The organism is Hymenobacter terrigena (assembly GCF_054776515.1).
In genome coordinates this window covers 423,511-448,662 of the sequence record NZ_BAAHBU010000003.1, presented here as the reverse complement: position 1 = coordinate 448,662, position 25,152 = coordinate 423,511, and the positions used below count along the sequence as shown (strand labels likewise).

Annotated in this window: 19 protein-coding genes and 2 tRNA genes; 1 reads left to right on the top strand and 20 read right to left on the bottom strand. The window is 60.1% G+C overall.

Features of this window, described 5'->3' with window-relative positions; all coding sequences use genetic code 11:
• From ACYU7Q_RS15055 to ACYU7Q_RS15045, 3 genes are all read right to left on the bottom strand, one after another.
• Positions 1–1,077, bottom strand: coding sequence for a glycoside hydrolase family 43 protein (locus ACYU7Q_RS15055; RefSeq protein WP_460610263.1), 1,077 nt, complete (start codon positions 1,075–1,077; stop codon positions 1–3).
• Positions 1,078–1,152: 75 nt separating this feature from the next.
• Positions 1,153–2,694: a RagB/SusD family nutrient uptake outer membrane protein gene (locus ACYU7Q_RS15050; protein ID WP_460610262.1), complete on the bottom strand. Its 1,542-nt coding sequence runs from the start codon at positions 2,692–2,694 to the stop codon at positions 1,153–1,155.
• 57 nt (positions 2,695–2,751) lie between these two features.
• Positions 2,752–5,907, bottom strand: a complete 3,156-nt coding sequence (locus tag ACYU7Q_RS15045; RefSeq protein WP_460610261.1) for a SusC/RagA family TonB-linked outer membrane protein — start codon at positions 5,905–5,907, stop codon at positions 2,752–2,754.
• Between the two features lie 669 nt (positions 5,908–6,576).
• Here ACYU7Q_RS15045 and ACYU7Q_RS15040 point away from each other — a divergent pair.
• Positions 6,577–7,809 (top strand): NADP-dependent isocitrate dehydrogenase, encoded by a 1,233-nt coding sequence (locus ACYU7Q_RS15040; RefSeq protein ID WP_460610260.1) that lies wholly within the window; start codon positions 6,577–6,579, stop codon positions 7,807–7,809.
• Between the two features lie 139 nt (positions 7,810–7,948).
• Here ACYU7Q_RS15040 and ACYU7Q_RS15035 read toward each other — a convergent pair whose 3' ends face one another.
• The 17 genes from ACYU7Q_RS15035 to mltG all read right to left on the bottom strand — a co-directional run bounded on the left by ACYU7Q_RS15035 (position 7,949) and on the right by mltG (position 25,006).
• Positions 7,949–8,266, bottom strand: a complete 318-nt coding sequence (locus ACYU7Q_RS15035) for a hypothetical protein (protein ID WP_460610259.1) — start codon at positions 8,264–8,266, stop codon at positions 7,949–7,951.
• Between the two features lie 199 nt (positions 8,267–8,465).
• Positions 8,466–8,948: a hypothetical protein gene (locus ACYU7Q_RS15030; protein ID WP_460610258.1), complete on the bottom strand. Its 483-nt coding sequence runs from the start codon at positions 8,946–8,948 to the stop codon at positions 8,466–8,468.
• 59 nt (positions 8,949–9,007) lie between these two features.
• The gene (locus ACYU7Q_RS15025; protein WP_460610257.1) at positions 9,008–9,508 is read right to left on the bottom strand and encodes a cupin domain-containing protein; all 501 of its coding nucleotides are present in this window, start codon (positions 9,506–9,508) and stop codon (positions 9,008–9,010) included.
• Positions 9,509–9,553: 45 nt separating this feature from the next.
• Positions 9,554–10,483 carry an ROK family protein gene (locus tag ACYU7Q_RS15020; protein WP_460610255.1) on the bottom strand — a complete coding sequence of 310 codons (930 nt, stop codon included), beginning with the start codon at positions 10,481–10,483 and terminating at the stop codon, positions 9,554–9,556.
• A gap of 38 nt (positions 10,484–10,521) precedes the next feature.
• Entirely contained in the window at positions 10,522–11,805 is a 1,284-nt protein-coding gene (gene fucP, locus ACYU7Q_RS15015; protein ID WP_460610253.1) for a sugar MFS transporter, read from the bottom strand.
• Positions 11,806–11,899: 94 nt separating this feature from the next.
• Positions 11,900–13,111, bottom strand: a complete 1,212-nt coding sequence (locus tag ACYU7Q_RS15010; protein WP_460610251.1) for a glycoside hydrolase family 130 protein — start codon at positions 13,109–13,111, stop codon at positions 11,900–11,902.
• A gap of 91 nt (positions 13,112–13,202) precedes the next feature.
• Positions 13,203–14,312, bottom strand: coding sequence for a LamG domain-containing protein (locus ACYU7Q_RS15005; protein ID WP_460610249.1), 1,110 nt, complete (start codon positions 14,310–14,312; stop codon positions 13,203–13,205).
• Positions 14,313–14,368: 56 nt separating this feature from the next.
• Positions 14,369–15,871 carry a RagB/SusD family nutrient uptake outer membrane protein gene (locus tag ACYU7Q_RS15000; RefSeq protein WP_460610248.1) on the bottom strand — a complete coding sequence of 501 codons (1,503 nt, stop codon included), beginning with the start codon at positions 15,869–15,871 and terminating at the stop codon, positions 14,369–14,371.
• A 21-nt stretch (positions 15,872–15,892) separates the two neighbouring features.
• Positions 15,893–19,360 carry a SusC/RagA family TonB-linked outer membrane protein gene (locus tag ACYU7Q_RS14995; protein ID WP_460610247.1) on the bottom strand — a complete coding sequence of 1,156 codons (3,468 nt, stop codon included), beginning with the start codon at positions 19,358–19,360 and terminating at the stop codon, positions 15,893–15,895.
• A 58-nt stretch (positions 19,361–19,418) separates the two neighbouring features.
• Positions 19,419–20,483: a FecR family protein gene (locus ACYU7Q_RS14990; RefSeq protein ID WP_460610246.1), complete on the bottom strand. Its 1,065-nt coding sequence runs from the start codon at positions 20,481–20,483 to the stop codon at positions 19,419–19,421.
• Between the two features lie 169 nt (positions 20,484–20,652).
• Complete coding sequence (locus ACYU7Q_RS14985) at positions 20,653–21,162, bottom strand: RNA polymerase sigma factor (protein WP_460610245.1); 510 nt, start codon at positions 21,160–21,162, stop codon at positions 20,653–20,655.
• A 401-nt stretch (positions 21,163–21,563) separates the two neighbouring features.
• Positions 21,564–21,648: transfer RNA gene (locus ACYU7Q_RS14980), tRNA-Ser, on the bottom strand.
• 77 nt (positions 21,649–21,725) lie between these two features.
• Positions 21,726–21,812 (bottom strand) — tRNA-Ser (locus ACYU7Q_RS14975).
• A 105-nt stretch (positions 21,813–21,917) separates the two neighbouring features.
• Positions 21,918–22,895, bottom strand: a complete 978-nt coding sequence (locus ACYU7Q_RS14970; RefSeq protein WP_460610244.1) for a YihY/virulence factor BrkB family protein — start codon at positions 22,893–22,895, stop codon at positions 21,918–21,920.
• A gap of 84 nt (positions 22,896–22,979) precedes the next feature.
• Positions 22,980–23,471 carry an acyl-CoA thioesterase gene (locus ACYU7Q_RS14965; protein WP_460610243.1) on the bottom strand — a complete coding sequence of 164 codons (492 nt, stop codon included), beginning with the start codon at positions 23,469–23,471 and terminating at the stop codon, positions 22,980–22,982.
• A 43-nt stretch (positions 23,472–23,514) separates the two neighbouring features.
• Positions 23,515–23,868, bottom strand: coding sequence for a four helix bundle protein (locus ACYU7Q_RS14960; RefSeq protein WP_460610242.1), 354 nt, complete (start codon positions 23,866–23,868; stop codon positions 23,515–23,517).
• Positions 23,869–23,917: 49 nt separating this feature from the next.
• Complete coding sequence (gene mltG, locus ACYU7Q_RS14955; RefSeq protein WP_460610241.1) at positions 23,918–25,006, bottom strand: endolytic transglycosylase MltG; 1,089 nt, start codon at positions 25,004–25,006, stop codon at positions 23,918–23,920.
• Between the last annotated feature and the right edge of the window lie 146 nt (positions 25,007–25,152).

Below are 25,152 nucleotides of genomic sequence, written 5' to 3'. Positions count from 1 at the left end.
CTATTCGCCGGCTGGTTTGGCCAGGGCCGAATCGATGGCCACTGGCACGCCGAAGTGCGGGGTACCGTCGGCGTTCCAGGTAAATTTTTGCATGCGCGGGCTGCGGTGGTTTTCGCAGCCTTCGGCGGGGTTGGCATTGGCGTGGTAGATAATCCAGTCCTCCGTCCCGTCTTTCGACCGGAAGAAGGAATTGTGCCCGGTGCCGTAGGCGCGGCTGGCGGGCCGTTGAGCGAATACCGGCTGCGCCGATTTCGTCCACGAAGCCGGCAGCAGCGGGTCGGCGGTGCGGCGGGCCGTGAGCATGCCCAGCGCGTAGGCATCGGAGCCGCAGAAGCTGGCCGAATACACCAGAAACGTGCGGCCGCCGTGCTGCAGGATTTCGGGGCCTTCGTTTACGTAGGGCGGGCCCACGGTTTCCCAGGGGTATTCCGGGTGCGACAGCTCCACGCGCGGGCCGGTCAGGGTCCAGGGGTTGCGGAGCTGGGAAATGTAGAGGCGCTGCACGTCATCGGTGCCGTTGTGCCCCGACCAGACGAGGTAGCGCCGCCCTTGCTGCGCCAGCACCGTGCCGTCGATGGCCCAGAAATCGCCGGCCGGGCTGGCGAGCTGGCCTTTGTCGGTCCAGGTGCCGGTGGTGGGGTCGGCGGCGGGGTTTTCCAGCACCCAGATGCGCTGGTGGCCCAGGTTGTGCCCCGCCGGGCCGGCCGTGTAGTAGAGGTACCACTTGCCATCGAAGGAATACAGCTCCGGTGCCCACAGGTTGCCGGCGGCCTTACCCTGCGCGGGCGGCGTCCAGACCACCCAGCTCGGGGCCGTGGGCAGGCCCGACATGGTGGCCGTTTTCCAGAGGGTCAGGTTCGTGCCCGTGGTGTGCGTGTAGTAGTAAAAGCCGCCTTTCTGACTCACGAATGGGTCGGGGCCCACGGGCAGCAGCGGGTTCTGAAAAGTGGCGACGCGCGCCGCTGGCACGGCTGCGCCCGCCACGCCCGGCACGGCCGCCCGCTGGCAGGCCGGCCCGCTCAGGGCCAGCCCCGCCAGGGCCAGCAGCTGGCCACGCACACGAGTCAGGTTATTCATAGCGCAGAAGGCTCGCCAGCTGGCAAAACCGTCGGCCCGGGTTGCAGCCCCAGCCAACGGCTTGCTTACCAACCGCTAGTACCCCGGGTTTTGCTTGATGTTGGGGTCGATGTCAATATCTGACTGCGGAATGGGCAGCAGCTTCGATTTGCCGAGCACGAAGTTGGAGAAGTCGGCGTCGCGGGTTTTCAAATCATCGAGGCCGGCTTGATTGTCCAGCAGGCCCCAACGCAGGATGTCGAACCAGCGCTGGCCTTCGCCGGCCAGTTCCTTGCCGCGCTCGGCGCGCATGCGCAGGCGCAGGCTGGCTTGGGTGAAGGCAGCCGGGTCGAGCGGGGCCAGGTTCACGCTGGGGCGCTGGCGCACTTGGTTCACAAGGGCCACGGCATCGGCCGTGCGGCCCAGCTCATTTAGCGCTTCGGCTTGCAGCAGCAGCACGTCGGCGTAGCGGATGACGCGAAAGTTGATGCCCGACGTGAAGTTTTCGGGCGTGGTACGGGTCCGGTCGTTCAGGTACTTGCGCCAGTACTGCTGGCTGGGGTTGTAGCCCAGTTGGGCGAAGGTTTTGCCGTAGAACTGGTCAGGGTTGACGCTGCTGATGATGGAGATATCGCGGCGCGGGTCGATGCGGTGCTTCACGCTGCTACCGGGTACCGGGGTCACCGTCGAGTCGGTGTAGGCATCGAGCAGCCAGCGGCGGGGCTGCACGTCGGAAAACGAGTAGATGGGTGGCCCGAAGAAGTTGGGCCGGTCGTAGGCCTCAGAAGCCGAAGCATTGTCCTGGCCCTGGCCTACGTCCAGGGGCAGCCCCACGTACTGCACCTCAAACAACGACTCGCTGTTGTTCTCGTTGGTTTCGGTGAAGTTGTCGAGGTAATTGGGTACCAGCGAGTAGGTATTCGAGCCAATGATGGCCGCAAACAGCGTTGAGGCTTCAGCGTACTTGTGCTGCTGCATATACATTTTGGCCAATAAGGCCTGGGCTGCGCCCTTGGTGGCCCGGCCCTTATCGGCCCCGGTATAGGTCAGGGGCAGGTCCGGGATGGCGGCAATCAGGTCGGCAATCACCTGTGCTTCTACCTGGGCCGGCGTGGCCTGCGGGGCGCGGGTCGACACCACCGATTCGGTGGTGATGAGGGGCACGTTGCCGAAGAAGGAATCCAAGTCGAAATACATCAGCGCCCGCACAAACCGGGCTTCGGCCATCAGGCGGGCCTTCAGCGCGGCATCCATCGGGATGTCGGGCACGTGCGTCAGTACCTGGTTGGTGCGGTAGATGGTGCGGTAGTAGTCGTTCCAGGCGAAGGAAGAGATGAAGAAGTTGTTGTCGTTCTGAATGAAACGGGTGAAAATGGCCAGGTCCACGAAGGGGCTTTGGCTATACGACTCGTCGGAACGGGCCGTGATAAACTGCCAGGAATGGCCGTAGCAAGCGTACTGCTGCACCCCCGAGTAGCAGGCATAAACGCCCTTGATGGCGTCGTCGGAGGTTTTCCAGAACTGCGCCGTGGACGGCGCGTTGGGGTTGGTTTTGTCCAGTAGGTCTTTCTGGCAACCCGTGGCCAGCAGCAGCAAGCTGCCCGCCAGCAGCAATGTGGGAGTTTTGGGGAAGTTCATGAGCGTAAGAAAAAGACGATTTGCGGGGGCCGCCGTGCGGGCGGCCCGGCCGGAATTTTAGAAGTTGACTTGCAGGCCGCCCGTGAACGTGCGCACGTTGGGGTAAGCCCCGTCGTCGATGCCCCGGCCGTAAAACTCTGTGCCGGTAAACTCGGGGTCGAAGCCCTTGTATTTGGTGAAGGTCACCACGTTGCGGCCGGTCACGTACACCCGCACGCTGCCCAGGCTGGGCACGTGGCTGGTCAGGGTTTTCGGGAAGGTGTAGCCAATCTGCACGTTTTTCAGGCGCAGGTACGAGCCGTCTTCGAGCCAGCGCGTGGTGTTGAACATGGCGTTGGAGCTAGCGGCCTGGGCCAGTGCGGGGTCAGGGCTGCCGCCCTGCAGCAGGCGCGGCGTGGTGGTGGAGGGGTTTTGGGGCGTCCAGGGCAGCACGTCGGCCTCGTAATTGTTCGGGCCGTTGTAATACTCCAGGGCGGCGCGGCCCCGGTTGAATACCTTGTTGCCGGTCACGGCCTGCAGGAACACCGACACGTCAATCCCCTTATAGGCGGCGGTCAGGTTCAGGCCCATCTGCAGCTTGGGAATGGGGCTGCCCGCAAATATCCGGTCCTTGGTATCAATCACGCCGTCGCCGTTGGTATCCTTGTAGCGCACGTCGCCGGCGGAGGCGTAGGGCTGAATGACTTTGCCAGCGGCATTCTTATAATTTTTCACCTCGTCGGCCGACTGGAAGATGCCGTCGAACGGAATCAGGTAGAACTCGCCCACCGGCTGCCCTACCACCGAGCGCGTCAGGCCAATACCGTCCACGAAGGCCTGGCCCTCGGTCGGCACCTTGGTGATTTCGTTGTGAATCGTGGTCAGGGTAAAATCGGCCCCGTAGGTGAAGGCATTGCGGTTTTCGTGGTAGCCCACCGCCAGCTCAAAGCCGCGGTTCTCCAGGTTGCCCGCGTTCTGGTACACGGCCCCGCCGAAGTTGCCCAGGTACACCGGCACCACCACCGGCGCCAGCGCCTTGCGCGTTTCCGATACGTAGTAGTCGGCCGACAGCGTGAGCCGGTTGCTCAGCAGGCCCAGGTCCAGGCCGGCGTTTTTCGTGTACCGCTCCTCCCATTGCAGGCCGGGGCTGCTCAGCGTGATTTGGGCCGAGCCGTTCACGATGTTGCCGTTGCCGTCCACGTAGTTCACGTTCTGGTTGATGATGGGCGCCGTGAGATAGTTGCCGCCGTAGGCCCCGCCCAGGCCGTCGTTGCCGTTCACCCCGTAGCTGGCCCGCAGTTTCAGGTTGCTCACTATAGGCAGGGCATCCTTGAAGAAATCCTCCTCGCTCACGCGCCAGCCCAGCGAGCCGGCCCCGAAATTGCCCCACCGGTCGGCCGGCGCAAACTTCGACGACCCATCGCGACGGAAGCTGCCCGATATCAGGTAGCGGTTTTTATAGTCGTAGGTCACCTGTGAGAAAAATGACCGTTTCGAATTCTCCACCGTCGAGCCCCCGCTGATGCCCGAAGTAGCGCCGGCATCCAGCTCAAAGTAGTACTGTGGCACGCTGGTGAAGCCCTGCCGCTGCACGGTGGTGTTGTGCTGCCGGTAGCGCTGCTCCGAGTAGCCCACCAGCGCATTCACGTGGTTGTCGCCAAAGGTTTTGGTGAAATTCAGGGTGTTTTCGGCCAGCAAAAACACGTCGTAGCCCTGAAACTCGCTCAGCGACGAGGTATTAATCTGAGTGTTTTGGCGGATAATGCCCAGCTGCTGGGCGTCGGCGTTGCCGTACATGTGCCCGTCGATGGCCGCGTTCAGGCGGTAAGTCAGGAAATCGAAAATCGAGAAATCCACTCCCACGTTGCCGGCCAGCCGGTTGTCGTTCTGCGTGCGGTTCAGCAGCGACTGCGCCCCGATGGGGTTGGTAGCAAACGTGTTGAGTGTGGTTGAACCCACCCCAAAACCGCCGAGGTTTTTCGGGTCGTACACCGGGATGCTGGGCAGCATCAGCAGCACGTCGATGAACGGGAAGCCGTTCAGCAGCGTGGTATTGAGGTGCGTGAGCTGGGCATTTTCCTGAAACCGGAAGCGCCCCCGCGTCAGGCCCGAGTTGAGGCGCAGGCTGTAGCGCTCAAAGTCGGGGCCCTTCACCACGCCCTGCTGATGAAAGTAGTCGGCCGATACCAGAAAGTTGGAAGCATCGCGGCCCGAAGCCGTACCCCCCGAGAAGTTCACGTTGTAATCTTCCACGCGGCCGGTCCGGAAAAACTCCTTTTGCCAGTCCGTGTCCACGTTGGGGTTGAAGGCTCCGCCCGGGCCTTTCACGGCACCAGCTAGGCTGTTCTGGCCCGCATTCAGCGGGTCGATGCCGGCATTGGCGTAGGCCTGCACGGCCCGGTCGGCCCATTCGCTGGCGTTGGTCAGCTTGTAGCGCTTATACACGTTGTCGACGCCGGCGTACGCATTCACGCCAATGCTCGGCGCGCCGGCTTTGCCTTTTTTGGTTGTGATTTGAACCACGCCATTGGCCCCGCGCGACCCGTAGATGGCCGTCGACGACGCATCCTTCAGCACGTTCAGGGTTTCGATGTCGTTCGGGTTCAGGTCGCGGATATTGTCCGTCCACAGCCCGTCAATCACGTACAGCGGCCCGCTGGCGGCATTGCCCAGCGTGCCAATGCCCCGAATGGTAATCACCGGAGTATCGCCGGGGCCGCCCGAGCTTTGCACCTGCACGCCGGCCACGCGGCCCTGCAGCGCTTGGGTAGCAGTGGCCACCGGGGCTTTGGTGGCTTCTTTCACGTCTAGGGTGCTCACGGCGCTGGTCACGTTCTGGCGGTCCTGGGCCAGGTAGCCCACCACCACCACTTCGCTCAGGCCTTGGGTATCGGTGGCCAGGCGCACGTCGATGCTGCTGCGCCCGCCCACGGCCGCCTCCTGCGTTTTGTAGCCCACGAAAGAGAAGACCAGCGTGGCATCGGCGGGAGCATCCAGGCTGAAGCGGCCGTCGGCGTCGGTCTGGGTACCGGTGCTGGTGCCTTTCACCAGCACGGTCACGCCGGGCAGGCCCGCGCCTTTTTCGTCAAGTACGCGGCCCGAGATGGGAGCTGCGGGTTGCATCACTTCAATCGAAGAGCTTGCCGGGGCCACCGCCAGTAGCGGTTGCAAAGGCAGGCAGCACATCAGGACCGGCAGAGTCATCCGGCGCATTTTGGGTACAGGCTTTTTCATGAGAAAAAAAGTGGGTGGGAGTTTGAGATTTTACACAATCGTTTGTGAAAAACACGCACAAACGAGCTTGCAATTTAGACAGAAGCACATGCGCTACTGAAATCAATAGCTTTTTTTATCAAGTAGTTAATTGAGTTTAAGCCTCCTCACCAGCCAATCCTATTTTACTCAATCGTTAAGCAAGGTTAGTAAATATTGGTTAATTATCCAATATTTTTTTTATCCTCATTTGTCGCATCTTCTATCAGGCTTGCGTGGCAGCCCGTAGCCGCGGCCCAATCGAGCACGCATCAGCGTATTCGGGTTTGCTTTTCCACAGCGTTTAGGTAGTTGTTTGCAGGGTCGTCCGTCGAATGCCGTCGCGGGACGGCGCTTTGCATCAGCCTAAACCGCGAGAAATTTTGGTACAGCAGCCAAGGCAGATATTACACGTCTAGCAGCAGTTGGCCAGCAGGTTACGGCAACGACTGCTTTACTCAACGAGCTGTCGAGCCGTAGCCGGAAAAATTTGCCTGCGACTGGCAACCCGGCTTCTGCCCGTGCTGGCCTATTTTTACCCTTTGTTGGTTGCCTGGCTCCGGGAGAACGGCACAATCGTTAAACTCCCGGCCGGATTTAACCACATGCATATCAACCACCTATTATCTTAAACCTTATTCCGTAGCGGAAATGACCAAAATCAAAGTAGCCAACCCCGTAGTAGAGCTCGACGGCGACGAGATGACGCGCATCATCTGGAAATTCATCAAGGACAAGCTCATCACGCCCTACCTCGACCTCGATATTAAGTACTACGACCTTGGCATCGAGTACCGCGACGAGACCAACGACCAGGTAACCATCGACTCGGCCAACGCCATCAAGCAGTACGGCGTGGGCATCAAGTGCGCTACCATCACCCCCGACGAGGAGCGCGTGAAGGAGTTCGGCCTGAAGCAGATGTGGAAGTCGCCGAACGGTACCATCCGCAACATCCTGGACGGCACCGTGTTCCGCGAGCCCATTGTGATGAGCAACGTGCCCCGCCTGGTGCCCAACTGGACGGCCCCGATTTGCATCGGCCGCCACGCCTTCGGCGACCAGTACCGCGCCACCGATTTCGTGACCAAAGGCAAGGGCAAGCTCACCATTACCTTCCAGCCCGAAGATGGCGGCGAAACGCAGTCGTTTGAAGTGTTCAACTTCAAGAATGACGGCGTGGCCCTGGCCATGTACAATACCGACGAGTCGATTCGCGGCTTCGCGCACGCCTGCTTCAACCAGGCCCTGATGAAAGGCTGGCCGCTGTACCTGAGCACCAAAAACACCATCCTGAAGAAGTACGATGGCCGCTTCAAGGACATCTTCCAGGAAATTTACGAGCAGGACTACCTGGCCAAGTTCAAGGCCGCCGGCATCACCTACGAGCACCGGCTGATTGACGACATGGTGGCCTCGGCGCTGAAGTGGAACGGCAACTTCGTGTGGGCCTGCAAAAACTACGACGGCGACGTGCAGAGCGACACCGTGGCCCAGGGCTTCGGCTCGCTCGGCCTGATGACCAGCACGCTGGTGACGCCCGACGGCACCGTAATGGAGGCCGAAGCCGCCCACGGCACCGTGACGCGCCACTATCGCGACCACCAGGCCGGCAAGCCCACCAGCACCAACCCCATCGCCAGCATCTTCGCCTGGACGCGTGGCCTGGAGTTCCGCGGCAAGCTCGACGGCAACCAGGAGCTCATCGACTTCTGCCACGCGCTGGAGGCCGTGTGCATCGAAACCGTGGAAAGCGGCAAGATGACCAAAGACCTCGCCGTCTGCATCCACGGCAACAGGGTGGAGCACGGCCGCGACTACCTCTACACCGAGGAATTCCTGGCGGCGCTGGACGAGAACCTAAAAGCCAAACTGGCCAAGTAAGTTTTCTGACTGCTTTGCAAGAAAAATCCCCGCCCAACCGGCGGGGATTTTTTTGTGGGCGCTGGGGCTGCTTAATAACGCGAACAACCCCGAACATCTTGCGAAATCCGGGGATGTGTCAAAGGCTAAGCGGGCTTAATTAGTGGCGGTTGTAGCCGTAGCTGTGGCCGCGGTCATTGCGGTGCTGGGCTTCCCAGCGGGCGCGCTCGGCGGCTTCGCGCTGGGCGGCGAGGCGGGCGCGGTCCTGCTCTAAGCGGCGTTGGTTGGCTTCGTAGCGGGCCCGTTCCAGGGCAATGCGGCGTTGTTCCTGTTGGCGTTGGGCCGCTTCGTAGCGGGCCCGTTCGATGGGCGACAGGCGGCGCAGGTCTTTATCGTGGTCGAAAGCGGGAGCGGCCGAGGCAGCGGTGGAAACGAAGAGCAGGCCGGTGGCGAGGAGCGAAAGCAGGGAAGTTTTCATGACGAAAAGAGAAGTTGAAGAGTGAATGGATTGGGTGACGCGTCTGTCTCTCCAAACGCAAGCGCTGTGCCAAGGCCAGAAACGACCAAAAGCCGTGTTTTCACCAATCAACTATTCTCCAACAACTTACTCCAACCCCGCCCCTTCTAACCGTCGACCAAGCTGCCGAGTCTACCGACTAACGTAGCTGCGCCCCACCTTATAAACCGCCCAATAAGCCCGCAATTCCTTTGATGTTGAGCCGGGCAAATTTCTGGACTCGGGCAAACCGGTCGGTGGTTTCATCCAAAGCCTCGTCCTTGGGCTGGCGCACGGGCACCTGGGTGTGCAGCCGCGCGAAAATCGTGGCGGCAATGTCCATGTAGCCCAGCAGCAGCAGGTACAGTTGCTTCTTCTCGTCCTCGGCGTATCCCTTCTGGCGAATGGCCTTCACGAGGGTATCAAGCTGCGTGGTTTCATCGGTGAACAAATCGCGCAGGGCGCGGCGCTGCTGCTCGTAATCGTACAGCTGCTGCTCGCTGGCCGCCGAGGCCGGGAAGGGAAAACTATCCGTGAAATCCACGGCCTTGACAAAGGCGCTTTCGGCGGCGTAAACCGTGGTCAAGTGCTTCTGGAGGCTGGTCCAGAGCCCGGTGCGGGCTTTATCGAAAGCGCTGGGAGTGGCCGGTTCGGTACCGTTCATCGGGAAAGTTGCTGGGATAAAGAAGCGGCAAAGGTACTCCGGCTGCCGGGCCAGTGCGCCTAACGCCCGAAATCGTCCTGCACCCGCACAATGTCGCTTTCATCCGAAGGACTTTCGGCGTCGGTGTGCTGCCAGATTTCGGCCAGAATGCCCCAGCTTTGCAGGCCCACCAAGCGGTGCCGCTCGCCCTGCCGCAGCACAATGCGCTCACCGGCCTGATAGGTTTTCACGGCGCCCTGCTCGTCGGTGTCGCTGGTAGCCACGCCCACGGGGCCCTGTACAACCTGCCAGATTTCGGCCCGGCGGTGGTGGTATTGCCAGCTCAGCCGCTGCTTGGGGGCCACTATCAGGATTTTGGGGCTGAGCTTACCAGCAATGCGGAGCGAATCAGCCGATAATCCTTCGAAGTATGTATCGGCAAAAGCCTGGGCCTGGGCTTCATCAATGACGAAGAAACCGCCCCAGGGCCGGGCTTCATCCCGAGCGGCAATGGTGAAGCCTTGCTCCTGGAGGCGGGCGGCCGTTTGTTGAAATAGTGCTTGCTTGGTCGGACTGTCCATTTGTTAACTCAGAATTAAAGACGAGAAAAATGATGGCCGCTGGGCTTAGGCCACGAGGTAAGCCGCGCCAAATACCCCGGCGCTGTCGCCCAGTTGGGGCTTCACGACTGGCGTTTCAAACACGTGGTCGAACACATAGGGAGCTACCTGGCTCACGCCTTCGGTGTAAAGGCGGTCGATGTTGCCCACCCCCCCGCCGATGACGATGACGTCGGGGTCGACGATATTGACTACCACGCCGAGCGCCCGGCCGAAATAACTGATTAGGCGCTGCATGGTGGCTTCGGCGGCGGGGTCGAGGTCAGCGGCGGCGCGCTCGGTGATTTCCTTCAGGGAGCGGGATAAGCCGGTGAGGCTGGCGTAGTAGCGCTGCAGGGCCGGGCCAGCCAGGATGCTTTCGTTGCAGCCGGTTTTGCCGCAGTAGCAGAGCGGGCCCTCAGCTTCGTTGAGGAAATTGTGGCCCCACTCGCCGGCCAGACCGTGGAAACCTTCCAGCGCGTGGCCGTTCACCACCAGCCCGCCGCCCACTCCGGTGCCCAGGATGATGCCAAACACCACTTTGGCATTAGGAAACTGCTGCTTCACCACGCCCAGACGGGTTTCGGCCAGGGCGAAGCAGTTGGCGTCGTTCGCCATTTCGATGCGGATGCCGAGCAGTTTTTTCAGGTCGGCCTTCATCGGCTTGCCGTTTAGGCAGAGGGCATTACTGTTTTTCATCAGGCCGGTACGAGGAACCAGGGTGCCGGGCGTGGCCAGCCCCAGGCTGGTGGCCTTGCTGCCCACGGACTGTTCCATGTGGCCCACCAGTTGCTTAATCTGGCTCAGGACGTGGTCGTAGCCCTTATCGGCGCCGGTGGGCAGGCGGTCGCGGAAAAGGACCTCCGGCTCCTGCGCCGATTTAAGGACGACGCCCTCAATTTTAGTACCTCCCAGGTCCAGGCCCCAGAGTTGCTCTTCGCGTTGAAAACCGTTCATGCAGATGATAAATGCGCCTTTGCGGCGGGTAGTAAAAATCAGACGGTTTTATGAGAAACCTTGTAGAGCCGCGCTCCGAACAGGGCGATGAAGGCGTAGCAGATGATGGGCAGGTAATAGGCCGCCGCGATGTCGTGGTTGGCGATTTTGCCCATGAGGTAGGGAAAAAATGCACCACCTGCCACGGCCATCACCAGAATGGAGGAGGCCTGCTGGGTGTGCGGGCCCAGCTCTTTGATGCCCAGCGAGAAAATGGTAGGAAACATGATGCTGAAGAAGAAATTAATCAGCAGCAGCGCGATGAAGGATGGCCAGCCCCAGCTTTGGGCCACGATAACGCACATCAGCACATTGGCCAGCGCGAAGGTGGCCAGCAGCCGATTGGGGGCGATATAGCGCATGAGGAAGGTGCCCACGAAACGCCCGCTCATCATCATCACCATAAACAGCGAGAAATAGCCGGCAGCTACCTTATCAGTGAAATGCATTTTTTCGACGCCGTAGTTGATGAAGAAGGCCCAGGTGCCGCCCTGCGCCGCCACGTTGAGGAACTGCGCCAGCCAGGCCCAGCGGAAGTGGCCGTGGCTGAATAGGCCCTTAGCCTGCGGCACCTCCTCGGCCGTGCCGGAGTAGAAGCCGGCTTCGGTTTCGGCGGGTGCAAGGGCAGCGTGCGCGTCCTGCAGGGCCGGCACTTTCACAAAGGAAAAAGCCACGGCAATGGCCAGAATGACGCTGCCAATGGCCAGGTACAGGCTTTTCACCGAAGTGAGGTCGCCGTTGACGTGTGAGTTGGCCCCGCTCAGAATGAAGTAGCTGCCCAGCAACGGCCCCACCACCGCACCCAGGCCGTTGAAGGATTGGGCGAAGTTCAGGCGCTGGTCGCTGGTTTTTTCCGGGCCGAGGGCGGCCATGAAGGGGTGTGCCACGGCCTCCAGCGTGGCCAGCCCGCAGGCCAGGATAAACAGCGCCCCTCGGAAAAAGGTAAACGAGCTGGCATTGGCCGCTGGCACAAACAGGAAGGCACCCAGCGCATACAGCCCCAGCCCCAGCTGCACACCGCGCTTGTACCCAAAGCGCTTCATGAACAGGCCGGCCGGAATGCCCATCACGGCATACGCCCCGAAAATGGAAAACTGCACCAGCCCCGACTGCGCCTTACTTACACTGAGCACGTTCTGAAAATGCTTATTTAGCACATCGCCCATCGTGATGGCAATGGCCCAGAGCATGAACAGCGACGAGACGAACACCAGCGTCGGAATGTATTTCTTCTCGGTGAACGGGACTTTTTCGGGGGCGCTGATGGCCGTGGTGGTTTGCATGGGTGGGAATTGGGTTGGAGAGGAAGAATCCAGAATAAAAGAACGTCATGCTTCGGCTGCGCTCAGCATGACGTTCTTGAGTGATTTACCGAAACTACTGCGGCCGTGTAGCCACGGCAATCTTGGAATCGGCCGTGCCGTAGTACAGGAACCACTTCGACTTGAAGCGGGCCAAGCCTTCGAGGAACACGACTTGATTTACTTGGCCGGTGGTTTCGTAGGGCTTTTCGGGGCGCATGAAGTAATTATCCATGCGCTTGAGCAGCTTGCTGGGGTCATTTTTATCGAACAGTGCCTGGGCCGCGGAGTAGGTGCCTTCAGGCAGGTTCTTGTCGCCGATGGCGGGCACGTTGCGGCTGTTGTAAATCAGTCGGATGCCCTGGTCGGTAATCATGGCCGGCGGGCCTGACTCCACAAGGTCGCTGTCGAACTTGCCTTCGCGGGTGGGCAGCACAATTTTCAAATCGGGCATGGTGAGGGCCTGGGCGCGTAGGGGCACGGGCGGCTTTTCGCCGGCCGCCATCTCCACCGGCGTCCAGTGAATCAGGTCGTCGGACGAGGCCAGCCAGATTTGCGCATCGCCCCAGTACATCCAGTATTTGCCGTTGATTTTGGTGGCCACGATGCGGCCATCGTCCTCGTAGCGCGACACAATGGAGCCCGATTTGGTCCACTTGTCCACGTAGCGGCCGCCGCTGAACTGGGCGAATACATTGCCGTATTTGGTCCAGTTCAGCAGGTCGGTGCTGGTGGCGATGTGCAGGCGGGCCTTGTCGCCGTCGTAGGCGGTGTAGGTCATGTAGTAGGTGCCCTGGTCGTCCTGCACTACGCGGGGGTCTTCGGTGCCGCCGGGCCACTCCCACTTCTTCTGGGCGTCGTTGTCGGGGTGTAGCACGGGCGTGGCCATGCGGGTGAAATGGATGCCGTCGGTGCTGCTGGCCAAGCCGATGCGCGAGGTCTTGCCCACGCTGGGCGTCACCAGGTTTTCGGCCCGGTAGAGCATGAAAATTTTACCGTCCTTCACCACCACGGCGGGGTTGAACACGTCCTTTTCTTCCCACTTAATGGGCTGTTTCAGGATGGGGTCGGTGAACTGACCCACCGGGCTGGGGCCCATAATGGGGTTGTCGGTGTCAGCCTTCACGAAGTCGAGCAGCTGCCAGCTGTCGGGGCCGGCGGCTGCGGGCGTATCGGTGGCGGCGGGAGTGCTGCGGTCGGTGCCGTTGCAGCCCAGCAGCAAGGCCAGGGCCAGCATGGCGGCGCTGCCGGCCAGGCGGGGGCGGGTGGAGAATTCGAAACGAGTCATACGATTGCGGGTACTAGGGAGCGGATAAAAAAATCTCCCACCATTCCGACGAATGGAACGGTGGGAGACGAAAAAGCAGCCAACGCGCCGATTACAGCGTGTTTTCGATGGTGAAGATGGACTGCACCTCGGCGTCGGTCAGGGCGCGGTTATAAATGCGGATATCATCCATCTGGCCCTTGAAGTACGACTCGCCATAGAACTGGAAGTAGTCGACTGCCTGGCCACCGGTGGGGGCGCTGTTGTAGATGCTGTTGGGCAGCTGCTGGCCGATGCACAGCGGCACGGCCTGAGGCGTAGCTTTCAGCGTGCCCGATACGTCGGTCCAGGTTTTTACCATGGCGCCGTTGATGTAGAACTTCATGGTGCCGTCTACATACGAGGCTACTACGTGCGACCACGCGTTGGCCGGTACAATGCCCGAAGCTGCATCGCGGTCCGAAATGGGGTTGGCAGTGTTGGTAGTCGTCACGGTCAGGAAGGGCTTACGGTCGCCCTGCAACTGGAATTTGTAGCCCGTCCAACGGTTCAACGACACGATGTAGTTGTCAGGGTTCGAGTCAACCGGCTTCACCCAGGCGCTGATGGTAATGGCCTGCGGGTTGAGCGCCAGCTTGTAGGGCACTTCGATGTACGCACCGTTATTGAATTCATATGCCTGATTGGCGCGACCAAACCGGTCGGCTACCAGCACCGGCACCGCCGTGCCCACTACCGGCACCTTGGTGGTGGCGGTCGAAGTTGGCCCGTTGATAGTACCCGCTTTCGGCGTACCGTTGTTGCCATTGGCAGTGGCGTCGTTGGCATTGCCAGCAAACTTCCACTGAGCCACCAGATTGGCGGCCGACACTTCCTGAATGAGGCTGTTCTGGAACACTTTGGCGGCGCGGCGCAGGCTGGCTTCAGCCGTGTTCACGGTGGCCTGCGAGGCGGCAGCATCGGCTTTGGTAGTGGTGGCAAGGTCGATGGACGTTTTGAACGTGGCCTTCGAGCCAGTGGCGTAGGTACCGGGCTTGGTGCCTTCCACGGCGGCCGTGTACACAGCGTTGGTGGAGTCAATCAGCGCCGTGAGCTTGGTCTTATCGGCATTGACGGTAGGCGTAGCCGTCGAGTCGCTGCTTTTCGAGCACGACGACATGACCGACATGGCGCCAAAAAGCAGCAAGCCAAGGAAAAGGAGTAAAACTTTAGAATTTTTCATGGTGGGGTTTTGAAAATGGTGAGGGTTGGGAATGAAGAAAAAAGGTGATATAGCGGCTACAGGCCCAGTTTTTTATTGGTGTCGCGCTCGCTCTGCGGCACCGGGAAAAACTTGTGGCGGGCGTAGTTGAAGTTGGGCCGGTCGCTAAGCGCGGCCCGGGCATACGCCTCGCCGTAGCGGATGACGTCGAAAAAGCGCTGGAATTCAAGGGCCAGTTCGGCCCGGCGCTCGCGGCGGATGTATTCGCGCAGCAGGTTCTGGTCGGTGGTGGTGATGTCGGGCAGCAAGCCGGCCGGCACCGTGCCGTAGCCGGTCAGGTTCTGGTCGTTGAGGTAGCTTTCGCGGGCCCGCTTGCGCACCTTGTTCAGCGGGCCGAGGGCGGCGCCGGAATTACCGGCCTCGTTATCGGCCTCGGCCTCGATGAGTAGCACCTCGGCGTAGCGGATGGCCTGGAAATTCAGGTTGCCGTCGCCCTTGGTATTGGCGGGCACCTCACTCAGCGGCTGCAAATGCTTTTTCGAGAGGTAGCCGGTGGTGGTCCAGGTGGTGTCGAACGGAATTCCGAAAAATGGCTGCCCGAACCGGCCCACCGAGTAGTCCAGACGCGGGTCGACCACGCCAGCGGCGGTTTTCTCGAAGTTGTTGACCAGGCTTTTGGTTGGGAAGAAGAAGCCGTAGCCGTTTTGCAGGCGCGGGGCAAACCACTGGTTCAGGTTGTTGCCCTGGCCGGGGCTGAGGCCAGCAGTGTGCTGCACCGAGAAAATGCTCTCGGCATTATTCTTAGTGGCGGCCCGAAAGTTGTCGGCAAATACCGGCAGCAGCGTGTAACCCAATGCGGTTACCTGCTGGGCGGTGCTGGCGGCCAGCGCGTATTTCTTCTCGTACAGGTACGTTTTGGCTAGCAGCGCCAGCGCCGCGCCCTTGGTGGCGCGCCCGAGGTCGGCCCCAGTCCAGGCGTTGGGCAGGGTGGCGGCCGCATCGGTGCAGTCCTTCTCAATCTGGGCGTAGATGTCGGCCTGGTCGCGGGCCGGACTTTGCAGTTCCTCGGGCGTTTCCACCTTCAGGCGCAGTGGAATGCGCCCGTACATCGTCGTCAGTTGGAAGTAGTAGTAGGCTCTCAGAAACTGCGCCTGGCCCAGCACCTGCTGGCGCACGTCGGCGGTCACGGCGGTGTTGGTGGCGGGCAGGCCGTCAGTCACCACGTTGCACTTGAAAATGCCGTCGTAGTAGCGTTTCCACATGGCCTCCACGGCCGCATTGGTGGGCGTGATGTTGAAGTTGTCGATGTTCTCGAAGTCGGCCTGGTCGCCGGGGTTGCTGCCTTTCACGGCATCATCCGAAGCCACGTCGCCCAGCACCCACAGCGGGTTCGAGGCCGCGTCGCGGAACGAGAGGGGCACGTAGGCCGCGTTCACGGCCAGCACGGCGTTGGTGTTTGAGGTAAAAAACTGGCCGGCTTCGTACTGCCCCAGCACGGGCTGGTCCAGGAATTTCTCGCAGCCCGCCGTGGCAAAAGCCAGCGTAGCGAGCAGGGCGGCGGCAATGGGTGGAAATTTCATGATAGTATGCTTGCCAAGTAGTTAGAATCCCGCGTTAATGCCCACTGTGAAGGTGCGCGCCGAGGGATAAGTCCCGAAGTCGATGCCGGTGGCCCGCACGCCGTCGCCAAGTGAGTTGCTGTTGGTGCCCTGCTCGGGGTCGAGGCCGGTGTACTTGGTGAAAGTGAGCAGGTTCTGCACGCTGGCGTAGAGGCGAACCGATGAAATGCGCAGCGGCGAAAGCAGCTTGTCGCCGAAGGTGTAGCCGAGCTGCACGTTTTTCAGGCGCAGGTAGGAGCCATCCTCCAAATAGCGGGTAGAGGGCTGCTTGTTGTTGGTGGCCCCGGTCCACGACAGGCGCGGAAACTCGTTGGTGCTGCCCTCCCCTGTCCAATAGTTGGTGGCAGCGCGCTCGGTCAGGTTGAAGGCACGGTAAAAGCCTTCGATGTCGGTGTTGACCTGGTTGTAAATCTTGTTGCCGTGAATGCCCTGGAAGAACACGCTCAAATCGATGCTTTTCCAGCGCACATTGCCGGTCAGACCGTAGGTGAGCGTGGGAATGGGACTGCCTACGAAGGTGCGGTCATACCCGTCGATGACGCCATCGGGCACACCGTCGGGCCCGCTGATATCCTTGAACTTCACGTCGCCCGGCTGCACGCCCGGCCCCTGGTAGGCATGGGTGAATACCTCCTGGGCGTTCTGGAAAATACCGTCGGTTTGCAGCAGGTAGAATGCGCCCACCGGCTGGCCCACGGCCGTGAGCGTGGCGTAGTAGTTGTTGTCGATGCGCCCGCCCACGATGGGCTGGGCCTGGCCCAGCGAAATCACCTCGTTGTGCAGCGTGGCCATGTTGCCGGTCACCCCAAAGCTCCAGTCCTTGCCGATGCTGTTGCGGTAGCTCAGTTCCACTTCCAAGCCCTGGTTGCGGATATTACCGGCGTTGCTGGGCGGGTTGCCGGCGTTGCCGGCGCTGCTGGGCAGCGGCAGGTTGAGCAGCACCCGCGAGGTGTTCTTCACGAAGTAGTCTACAGTCAGTTGCAGCGCGCCTTTCAGAAGGCCCACATCGAGGCCGACGTCGGTCTGGGTGCTGGTTTCCCAGCGAATCTGCGGGTTGCCCTTCGACACGATGCTCAGCCCAAGCGTGGACACGCCACCAAAGGGGTAATAGCCCGTGTTGCCCACCAGCGAGGCATACGGGTAGTTGCCGATGGCCGAGTTGCCGAGCTGGCCCACGCTGGCCCGCAGCTTCAGCTGCGACAGCGCCGAGATGCTGCTCATAAATCGTTCCTGCATCAAGTTCCAGCCCAGGGAGCCGGAGAAAAAAGTCTGCGTGCGGTTGCCGGGCAGGAACTGTGACGAGCCATCGGTGCGGAAGTTGAAGCTGGCCAGATACCGCCCGTCGTAGTCGTAACCCAGCCGCCCGAAGGCCGACAGCAACGAGCTGTGCGCCTCGTTGCCGCCATTTTGCTGAATGCCGGTGCCGCTGTCCAGGTACTGAAAAGTGGCCGTTTGGTCGACATAGCCGCGCCGCGAGGCCGACAACGACCGCACGTTGTTTTTAATGGCCTCCGTGCCGAGCAGAATATTGAACGTGTGCTTGCCCAGCAGCAGGTCGTAAGTAGCAGTGTTGGTCCAGTTGTAGTTGAATTCGTTGGTGTTGGACTGGCCCAGTTGCGGGGGCGAGTTGAACGCCCGGTCAATGCCGAACGTCTTGAAAAACTGCTTATAATCCGTAATCCGGAACGTCACTCCGTAGTCGGAGCGGATATGCAGCCGCTCGATGGGCGTGACTTCGACAAAAGCATTGCCCAGCAGCGCGTAGCGGTAAAAATTGCGGTCGGCCGCATCGGCCAGCGCCACCGGGTTGATGCCGTCGCCGAAGTAATTCGCGGTCAGTACACCGTTATTCTTGGGCAGGTCTACAAACTGGCCCTGGTCATTGTACACCGGCGTGGCCGGCGTCCGAAACAATGCGTAGCGCACGATGCTGGCCCCTGGGTTGCCATCGCCAAAGCCGTCGCCGGACGTGCCCACCTGCCGCGTTTTCGAATACGACAGGTTGGCGTTGGTGCCCACCTTCACGTATTTCGACAGCGTGCTGTTCACCGCCGTGCGCAGGTTGTACCGGTCGTACGACGAGTTCTGAATCAAGCCATCCTGCTTCAAGTAGCTGCCCGACACGATGTACTGCGAATTTTCGCCGCCGCCGCTCACATCGGCCTGCACGTTGTATTGCTGGGCCGGCTTTAACACTTCCTTCAGCCAGTTCACGTCGGGCAATGTGGCTGCCAGCGCGGCTGGAATCTGCTCGCGGCCGTCGTTTTTCGCCGCCACATTGTAGGCGTTCACGTACTGGCTGGTGTTAGCCATTTTAATGAGGTTCGACGCCGTTTGCACGCCCGTGTAGGCGCTCACGCTCAGCCGGGGCTTGCCGGTTTTGCCGCGCTTGGTCGTCACAATCACCACGCCGTTGGAAGCACGCGCGCCATAAGTGGCCGCCGCCGCTGCATCCTTCAGAATATTGATGGTTTCAATATCATTGGGCGAAATCTGGTTGATGCCGTCTTTGGTCGGCACCCCGTCGATGATGTAGAGCGGGTCGTTATCATTAATAGTACCCACGCCGCGAATTCGCACCGCAATGTTTTCGCCCGGCGCGCCAGTGGCCTGTGTGATGGCCACACCGGCCGCCTTGCCCTGCATTATCTGGGCCACGCCCGTCACCGGAATGCTGTTGATGTCGCGCTGGTCAATCTGCGACACTGCCACCGTCACGTCGGCCTTTTTCTGGCTGGTGTAGCCCATCACCACCACTTCTTCCAGGGCTTTCACGTCGGTTTGCAGGGCCACATTCACCGTGGTGCGGCCTTGCAGGGCGACTTCCTGCGTCACAAAGCCAATGGCCGAAATCACCAGCGTAGCGTCGGCATCCGGTAGGCTTAGAGAGAAATTACCGTCTGCGTCAGTAGTCGTGCCGTTGGTGGTGTTTTTCACCAGCACCGTCACGCCGGGGATGGGCGCTTTGTCGGGGCCGGTTACTTGGCCACGTACTATTACGGCTTGGGGGCTTGTGGCGCCGGCCGTTTCCCAGTTAGACGCACTGGGGCCGCTGTTGCCCCCAATCGTTTGCGGATTGGGGGCAGAAGACTTGGGCATCGAGATGACGTACACGTTGCGGTCCGTTTTCTCTACCCGTAGGCCGCTCATGGTCACGGCATAGGTCAGCTTCTCTTCCCAGCTGCGAAACGTCATCGCATCAAGGTTGACGACCTTATCCCGCACTAACTCGCTGCGGTACAGAAAGTAGGCATGATGTACCGTCTTCATTTCCTGCAGCAGGCTTTCCAGCGATGTGCCCCGGACGTTGGGCCGGCCAGTGGCCGGTTCGGGCTGCTGCGGGGCTTTGAGCATTGCCATGAGCGGGCGCTGTGCCTGTGCGTGAGCTGTGCTGAGGCTACCGGCCAGCAGTAGCGGCAGCAGCTTCAAAGACTGCGTAAAAAGGGCCATAGGTGGGAATTCTAAGGGCGGAAAGTAGGACTAAAGCAAAAGCCGCAAAGCCGCGGAATCAATCGAGCCAGACGTGGTTGCCCTCGCGGCGCACGTTCACATCCAACGACTTACCAAAAGCATTCAAAAGTGTATCCACATCCCGGTTGGGTACCGAGCCAGTGAGTTTCTGCTGGCGCAGGGCCGAATTGCTGACCGTGATTTCGAGGTCATAAGTATCCTCCAGCAGCGTGATGATTTCGGCCACCGGCGTGTCGTTGAAATCGAGGTGTCCAGTGGTCCAGGCCGCATATAGCGTGGGGTTCACCACCCGCTTGGCCAGGGGGGCCTGCGGGGCGGTGGGGCGGTATTCCACCAGTTCGCCGGGCTTCATCAGCATTTCTTCGGTGCGGCCGGCGTGCTGGTGTCGTAGCTGCACCTGTCCCGATTTCAGTACCACCTTGGTTCGGCCCGGCCGGTTCAGCACGTCGAACTGCGTGCCCAGCACGGCCACATCCAGTGGCCCGGCGTGTACAGTGAACTTTACGTTGGCCGAAGCGGCAGCTACGGCTTTCAGCTGCGCCGGCGCGGTGTGGCGCACGGCAAAAAAAGCTTCGCCCGCCAGCCACACTTCGCGGGCGTGGCCGGGCTGCCAAGTGGTGGCCAGCTTCAGCACCGAGTTGGCGTTCATCGTCACGCGGGAGCCATCCGGCAGGGTCACCACGCGGTGCTCACCGGCGTGGGTGGTGTAGCTGGTCCAAACCGGGGCGGTGGGCGTGGCGTGCTGCCACAGGCCCACACCCGCGAAGCCCAGTGCCAGGGCCGCTACGGCTGCGCTGGCCCAACGGCGGGCGCGCCGGCCCACGCGCAGGGCCGGCTGGGCGCGGGGCACCACCGGCGGGTGCATGGCGTGCCACAGCTTGGCAGCTTCTTCCTGTTTCAGAGCCTCGGGCACGGGCTGCGGCTGACGGGTGGCCAGCAGTTGCAGCACCGCTACGGCTTCATCAAATTCGGCCTGCTTGGCGGGGTTCTGGACAATCCAGTTGCGCCAAAACTGCACAGCCTCAGCGTCATCCCCAACCACAAACGATTGGAACGACTCATCAGCTAAAAAATCCTCGGTCGAGTAAGCGGCGTATTTCATAAGCAGAGGGCTGAATGGGACGGCACATACTGTCGCGTTTTGCTGCCAAGCGGGTAGTCGCGGGCAGCCCCATTCATCTCCATCACGGCCGAAGTGGCCGTTTATACTCATGTCGGTAAAACTTTTTTTTCAAACCGCCGAAATCGTGGCTACTCCAGAGCCAATTAAGCTAACCAGCCAGCTTGAAAATCAACACCAGCGCCATTACCAACACCTTGCGCAAGGTCTGCAGAGCATTGAAAATCAGGTTGCGAACTGATTGAACGTTGAGCGACATCACCTCCGCGATGCGCTCGTAGGTAAACCCATCAAAAAACTTCAGATACAACGCCTCCCGCTGCCGCTTCGAGAGTTGGTTGAGAGCCGCCAGCAGCCGGGCGCTCTGCTCGGCGTCGCCCTGCTGGGCAATCAGGAACTCCTCGTGCGAGTACGTCACCTCGAACGAATCAGTATAAGTAGGGAGCAGATGGCGGTGCTGCCGCAGCATCTTGGTTTCATCGCCAAGGTGCCGGCGCAGAGCTTTAAACAGGTACGCCTTTACCACCTGCACGGCCCGCAGCCCCTCGCGCCGCCGCCACAGCTTCTGAAACAGGTTCTGAATGCAGTCCTTCACCAAGTCTTCGTCGCCGGTCAGCTTCAGCCCGTAGTGATACAGCGCGTCGTAATAGGTCTCGAACAAGATAGCCAGGGCGCGGGCTTCTCCCCCCCGAAAGGCATTCCAAAGCTCCGCGCTATTCTCTTCTGTCGTGGTCGGCAAGGAATTGGCTGTTACTTATTCAAAAATGCAAGCGTTTCTGAAACATGTACTAAGTTGGAGGTATTTAGTTTACACTGCTACCGTTCCATCGTGAGCAGAACAAATTGCCCGGCGCTTTACCGGCCTTGTTGGCCTCCCAAGCCAAATTCTACGCTTCTGGCAAAGTTCGCGGCGCGGCTAGGCGCGGTCATTTTGCGGAACAAGTATAGGACACTATCAGCTGCCTGAACAGCTTAGGGCTGTCAAGGTGGCAGCAGGTTATTCGAAAACAAATCCTCCCAAAAAGCAAAAACCCCATTTCCATATCGGAAACAGGGTTTTTGTAGAGAAGGAGGGATTCGAACCCCCGGACCTGTTACAGTCAGCGGTTTTCAAGACCGCCGCAATCGACCACTCTGCCACTTCTCTGGGTCAATTACTCTGGTGCGCTGGATTTTGGTAAAACAACAAAAAAGGCTTTTCCCAGCGCAGAAAAAGCCTTTTTGTAGAGAAGGGGGGATTCGAACCCCCGATACCGTTGCCGGTATAACGGTTTTCGAAACCGTCGCATTCGACCACTCTGCCACCTCTCTATAAGGCCCCCGAGTGATTGGGGAGTGCAAAAGTAAAAAGGAATCTGCTACGGTGCAGCCTCTGAGTTGATTTTTTTTTCGGGCGGCCGATTTTTCGGTCCTCCCCTACTGCGCTTTGGTGGCCAGCTGCTCCTGCAGCATCTGCCGGCGGCGGCCGGTCACGGCGTCCATGCTCACGTTCACTTCGAACCCGATAATCAGGGTCATACACACAAATTCGAGCCACACCATGAAGCCTACCAGCGCCCCGATGGAGCCATAGAAATGGTTGTACGAATCGAAAATGCGGACGTAGAGCGTGAAGAGAAACGACACCAAAAAAATGAGCAGCGTGGCCACAATAGCCCCGGCCGACACCAGTGGCCACTTGTCGTGCACGGGCGGCACGAAGTAGTAAATGACGCAGGTGGTGCTCAGAAACAGGCCAATCAGCGAGCCGTAGCGGATGAGTGTGAGCACCAAATCGGTAAACCGCTCGGGCACGATTTCATAGAATACCAGCCCATCAATAAGGTAAGTGCCGAAAAAGATGCCCGCAATGGACAGCAGCAATATCAGGGCCAGCACGAATGTTAGCGCCGTGGCAATCATACGCTTGCGCAGGTAGCTGCGGTGCTTGAACCACGGATACTTTTTCTCAAAGGCATCGAGCAGGGCCATGATGCCGTTAGAGCTGAGCACCAGCGCCGTGCCGAAACCGAAGGAGAGCAAGCCGCCGTGCGGAATGTTCACAATGTCCTCGATGGTGGAGGCGGTGGCCGCATACAGCTCGCGGGGCATGAAATCGGCCAGGAACTGGAGGATGTCCACGTTCAGGTTCGGCACGGGGATGTACGGAATGAGCGTGAACAGGAAAATAATGGTCGGGAACAGGGCCACCGTGAGGTTGAAGGCCATGTAGGCGGCGCGCTTCTCCAGCGAGTCGAGCCGTAGCTCGTGCAGAATGCGGTCGAGCACGTCGTAGAGCGAGGCGTGACCGCCGGGCAGGCGCAGTCGCTTCAGGCCCACAATGGCCCGCCGGTACGGCCGTTGCTGGCGCACATCGGGGAAGCGGGCACGGCGAATAGCGGCGGGGGCTTTCACGGGAGGGTTGAATGTGGAGGGTTGCGCTTTAGAATGAATCGGCCGAATAAAAACTCAACCCGCAACATTCAAAACTCAACACTTTTACTTTCTGAACGCGGCCGGTGCGGGCGCATCGGGCAGAATAGCGCCGGGCTTGGGCAGTACTGGGCTTTCCAGGTCGTCTTCGCTAAAATACGGGGCCAGTTGCTGCTGGATGCTTTCGGGGATAGGTACGGGCCGGCCGGTGGTGGTTTTCACAAATACCATCAGCGTGTGGCCCTCGGTGAGCAGCTCCCGGGCTTCGTTGTAAATCTCGTATTCGAACAGTACCCGCGTGCCTTCGGGCGGCTGGCGCAGCAGCAGGCGCACGGTCAGCAGGTCGTCGTAGCGGGCGGGGCGGCGGAAGCGGGTGCGCAGCTCCCCTACCGGCATGCCCACGCCGTCGGCTTCCAGCTCCTTGTAGCTGATGCCGAGCTTGCGGAACGCCTCGGTGCGGGCCACTTCGAAATACGCCGCGTAGTTGCCGTGATAGACGTAGCCCATCTGGTCGGTTTCGGCGTAGCGCACGCGGATTTGGATGTCGGAGGTGTACAAGGTAGGGTTGAGTTTTGAGGGTTGAATGTTGAGTTATTCAACATTATTCCATATTGGCCTGCGCTGTTTTGACAATTGCTGTGAGAATATTAATCAGTTGGTTTACCTCGTTCAACGGGCCGCTTAAATCAATTTGAGTCAATCCTCCCTGTTCAAGGAGCATCAACCAGTATTTTGTTTCGCGCGCTTCTTTCGACGCAATAGACATTTTAGCGGCAAAGTCCCGCCTTGATATTGCCGCCGTCGCTTCGGCTACATTAGCGCCAATGCTGGTGCCGCTTCTCAACAACTGCTTCGACAAAACATATTCCCGCTCGCTACTCAGTAGTTTGTACACTTCAACAATTTGCAAGGCAAATGTGAAGCTCCGTTCAGCAATCGGATTATCAGCTTTCAATTACGTAGCGAATATTAAACTCAACATTCAACCCTCAAAATTCAACACTTTAGCGGATTCCCGCCCGGTTCAGCGCGGCCTGGTAGCGGCGGGCATTGGCAATATGCTCCGCCTCATTTGTGGCAAAAGCGTGGTAGCCGCTGAAATCTTCTTTGGCGCAGAAGTAGAGGTAGTTGTTGCTCTCGGGCTTCAATACAGCGTCGATGCTGGCGATGCTGGGCAGGTTGATGGGGCCGGGCGGCAGGCCGGCGTATTTATAGGTATTGTAGGGCGAATCCTTTTGCAAGTGCACGTTGAGCACGCGCTTGATGGTGAAGTCGTGGTTGGCGTAGACCACGGTGGGGTCGGCCTGGAGCTTCATGCCGCGCTTGAGGCGGTTGAGGTACACGCCCGCAATGCGGGGGCGCTCGTCGGCGTGCTGCTGCTGCTCGGCTTCCACGATGCTGGCCAGGGTGCTGACCTGGGCGCGGGTGAGGTGCAGCTTTTCGCGTTCGGCGTCACGGGCGGGCGTCCAGAACTGCTCGTAGGACGTTTTCAGGCGCTGAAATAGGCGTTTGGCCGAGGTGTTCCAATACACGTCGTAGGTGTTCGGGATGAACATGGTGAGCACCGTGGTGGTGTCGAAGCCCAGGCTTTTGGTATAAGCAGGGTCGCGCAGCAGCGAATCGAGCCGGGCGGCGGGCACATCCACCTGGCTGGCCAGCTTGGTCACCAGCTCGTTGCGCAGGCGCACCGTGTTGAAGGTGAGCTTCACCGGCGACTGGGCCCCGCTCTTGAGCACGTTGATGAGCTGGCGGTTGGTGAAGCCGTCTTTGAGCTCGTAGTTGCCGGGCTTCACGGCGCCGGGCTTGTCGTACTTCATCAGCCGGGCCACGAAGTGCAGCGAGAGCTTGTCGACCACGGTGCCGGTTTTGTCGATGGCCGCGAGGGCCGTTTTCCAGGTGGCGCCACGTGGGATTACCACGTAGGTGGGCTTGCCCTTGGTTTCGATGTTGGCGGTGAAGAACACCTGGTAGAAATAATAGGAGAAGCAGACCAGCGCGAGCGTGAAAATGATGCTCACAGTAGCCCAGCGTTTGCGGCGTTTCAGAGCGTCGTCGCGGCGTTCGAGGATGGACTTTTGGGCAGGTTTGGCCATGGGAGTTGAGAAGGGAATCGGGGGAGCGGCGCCAAAAGTACGAAGGCTGGCAACCGCACGGCGCGGGCGGGGTTTGAGTTGTTTCGTTTCGGCTAGCCGTAGTACCTTGCCCGCGCCTTTGGCCTGGCGGGTTGTCCGCCGCAGTA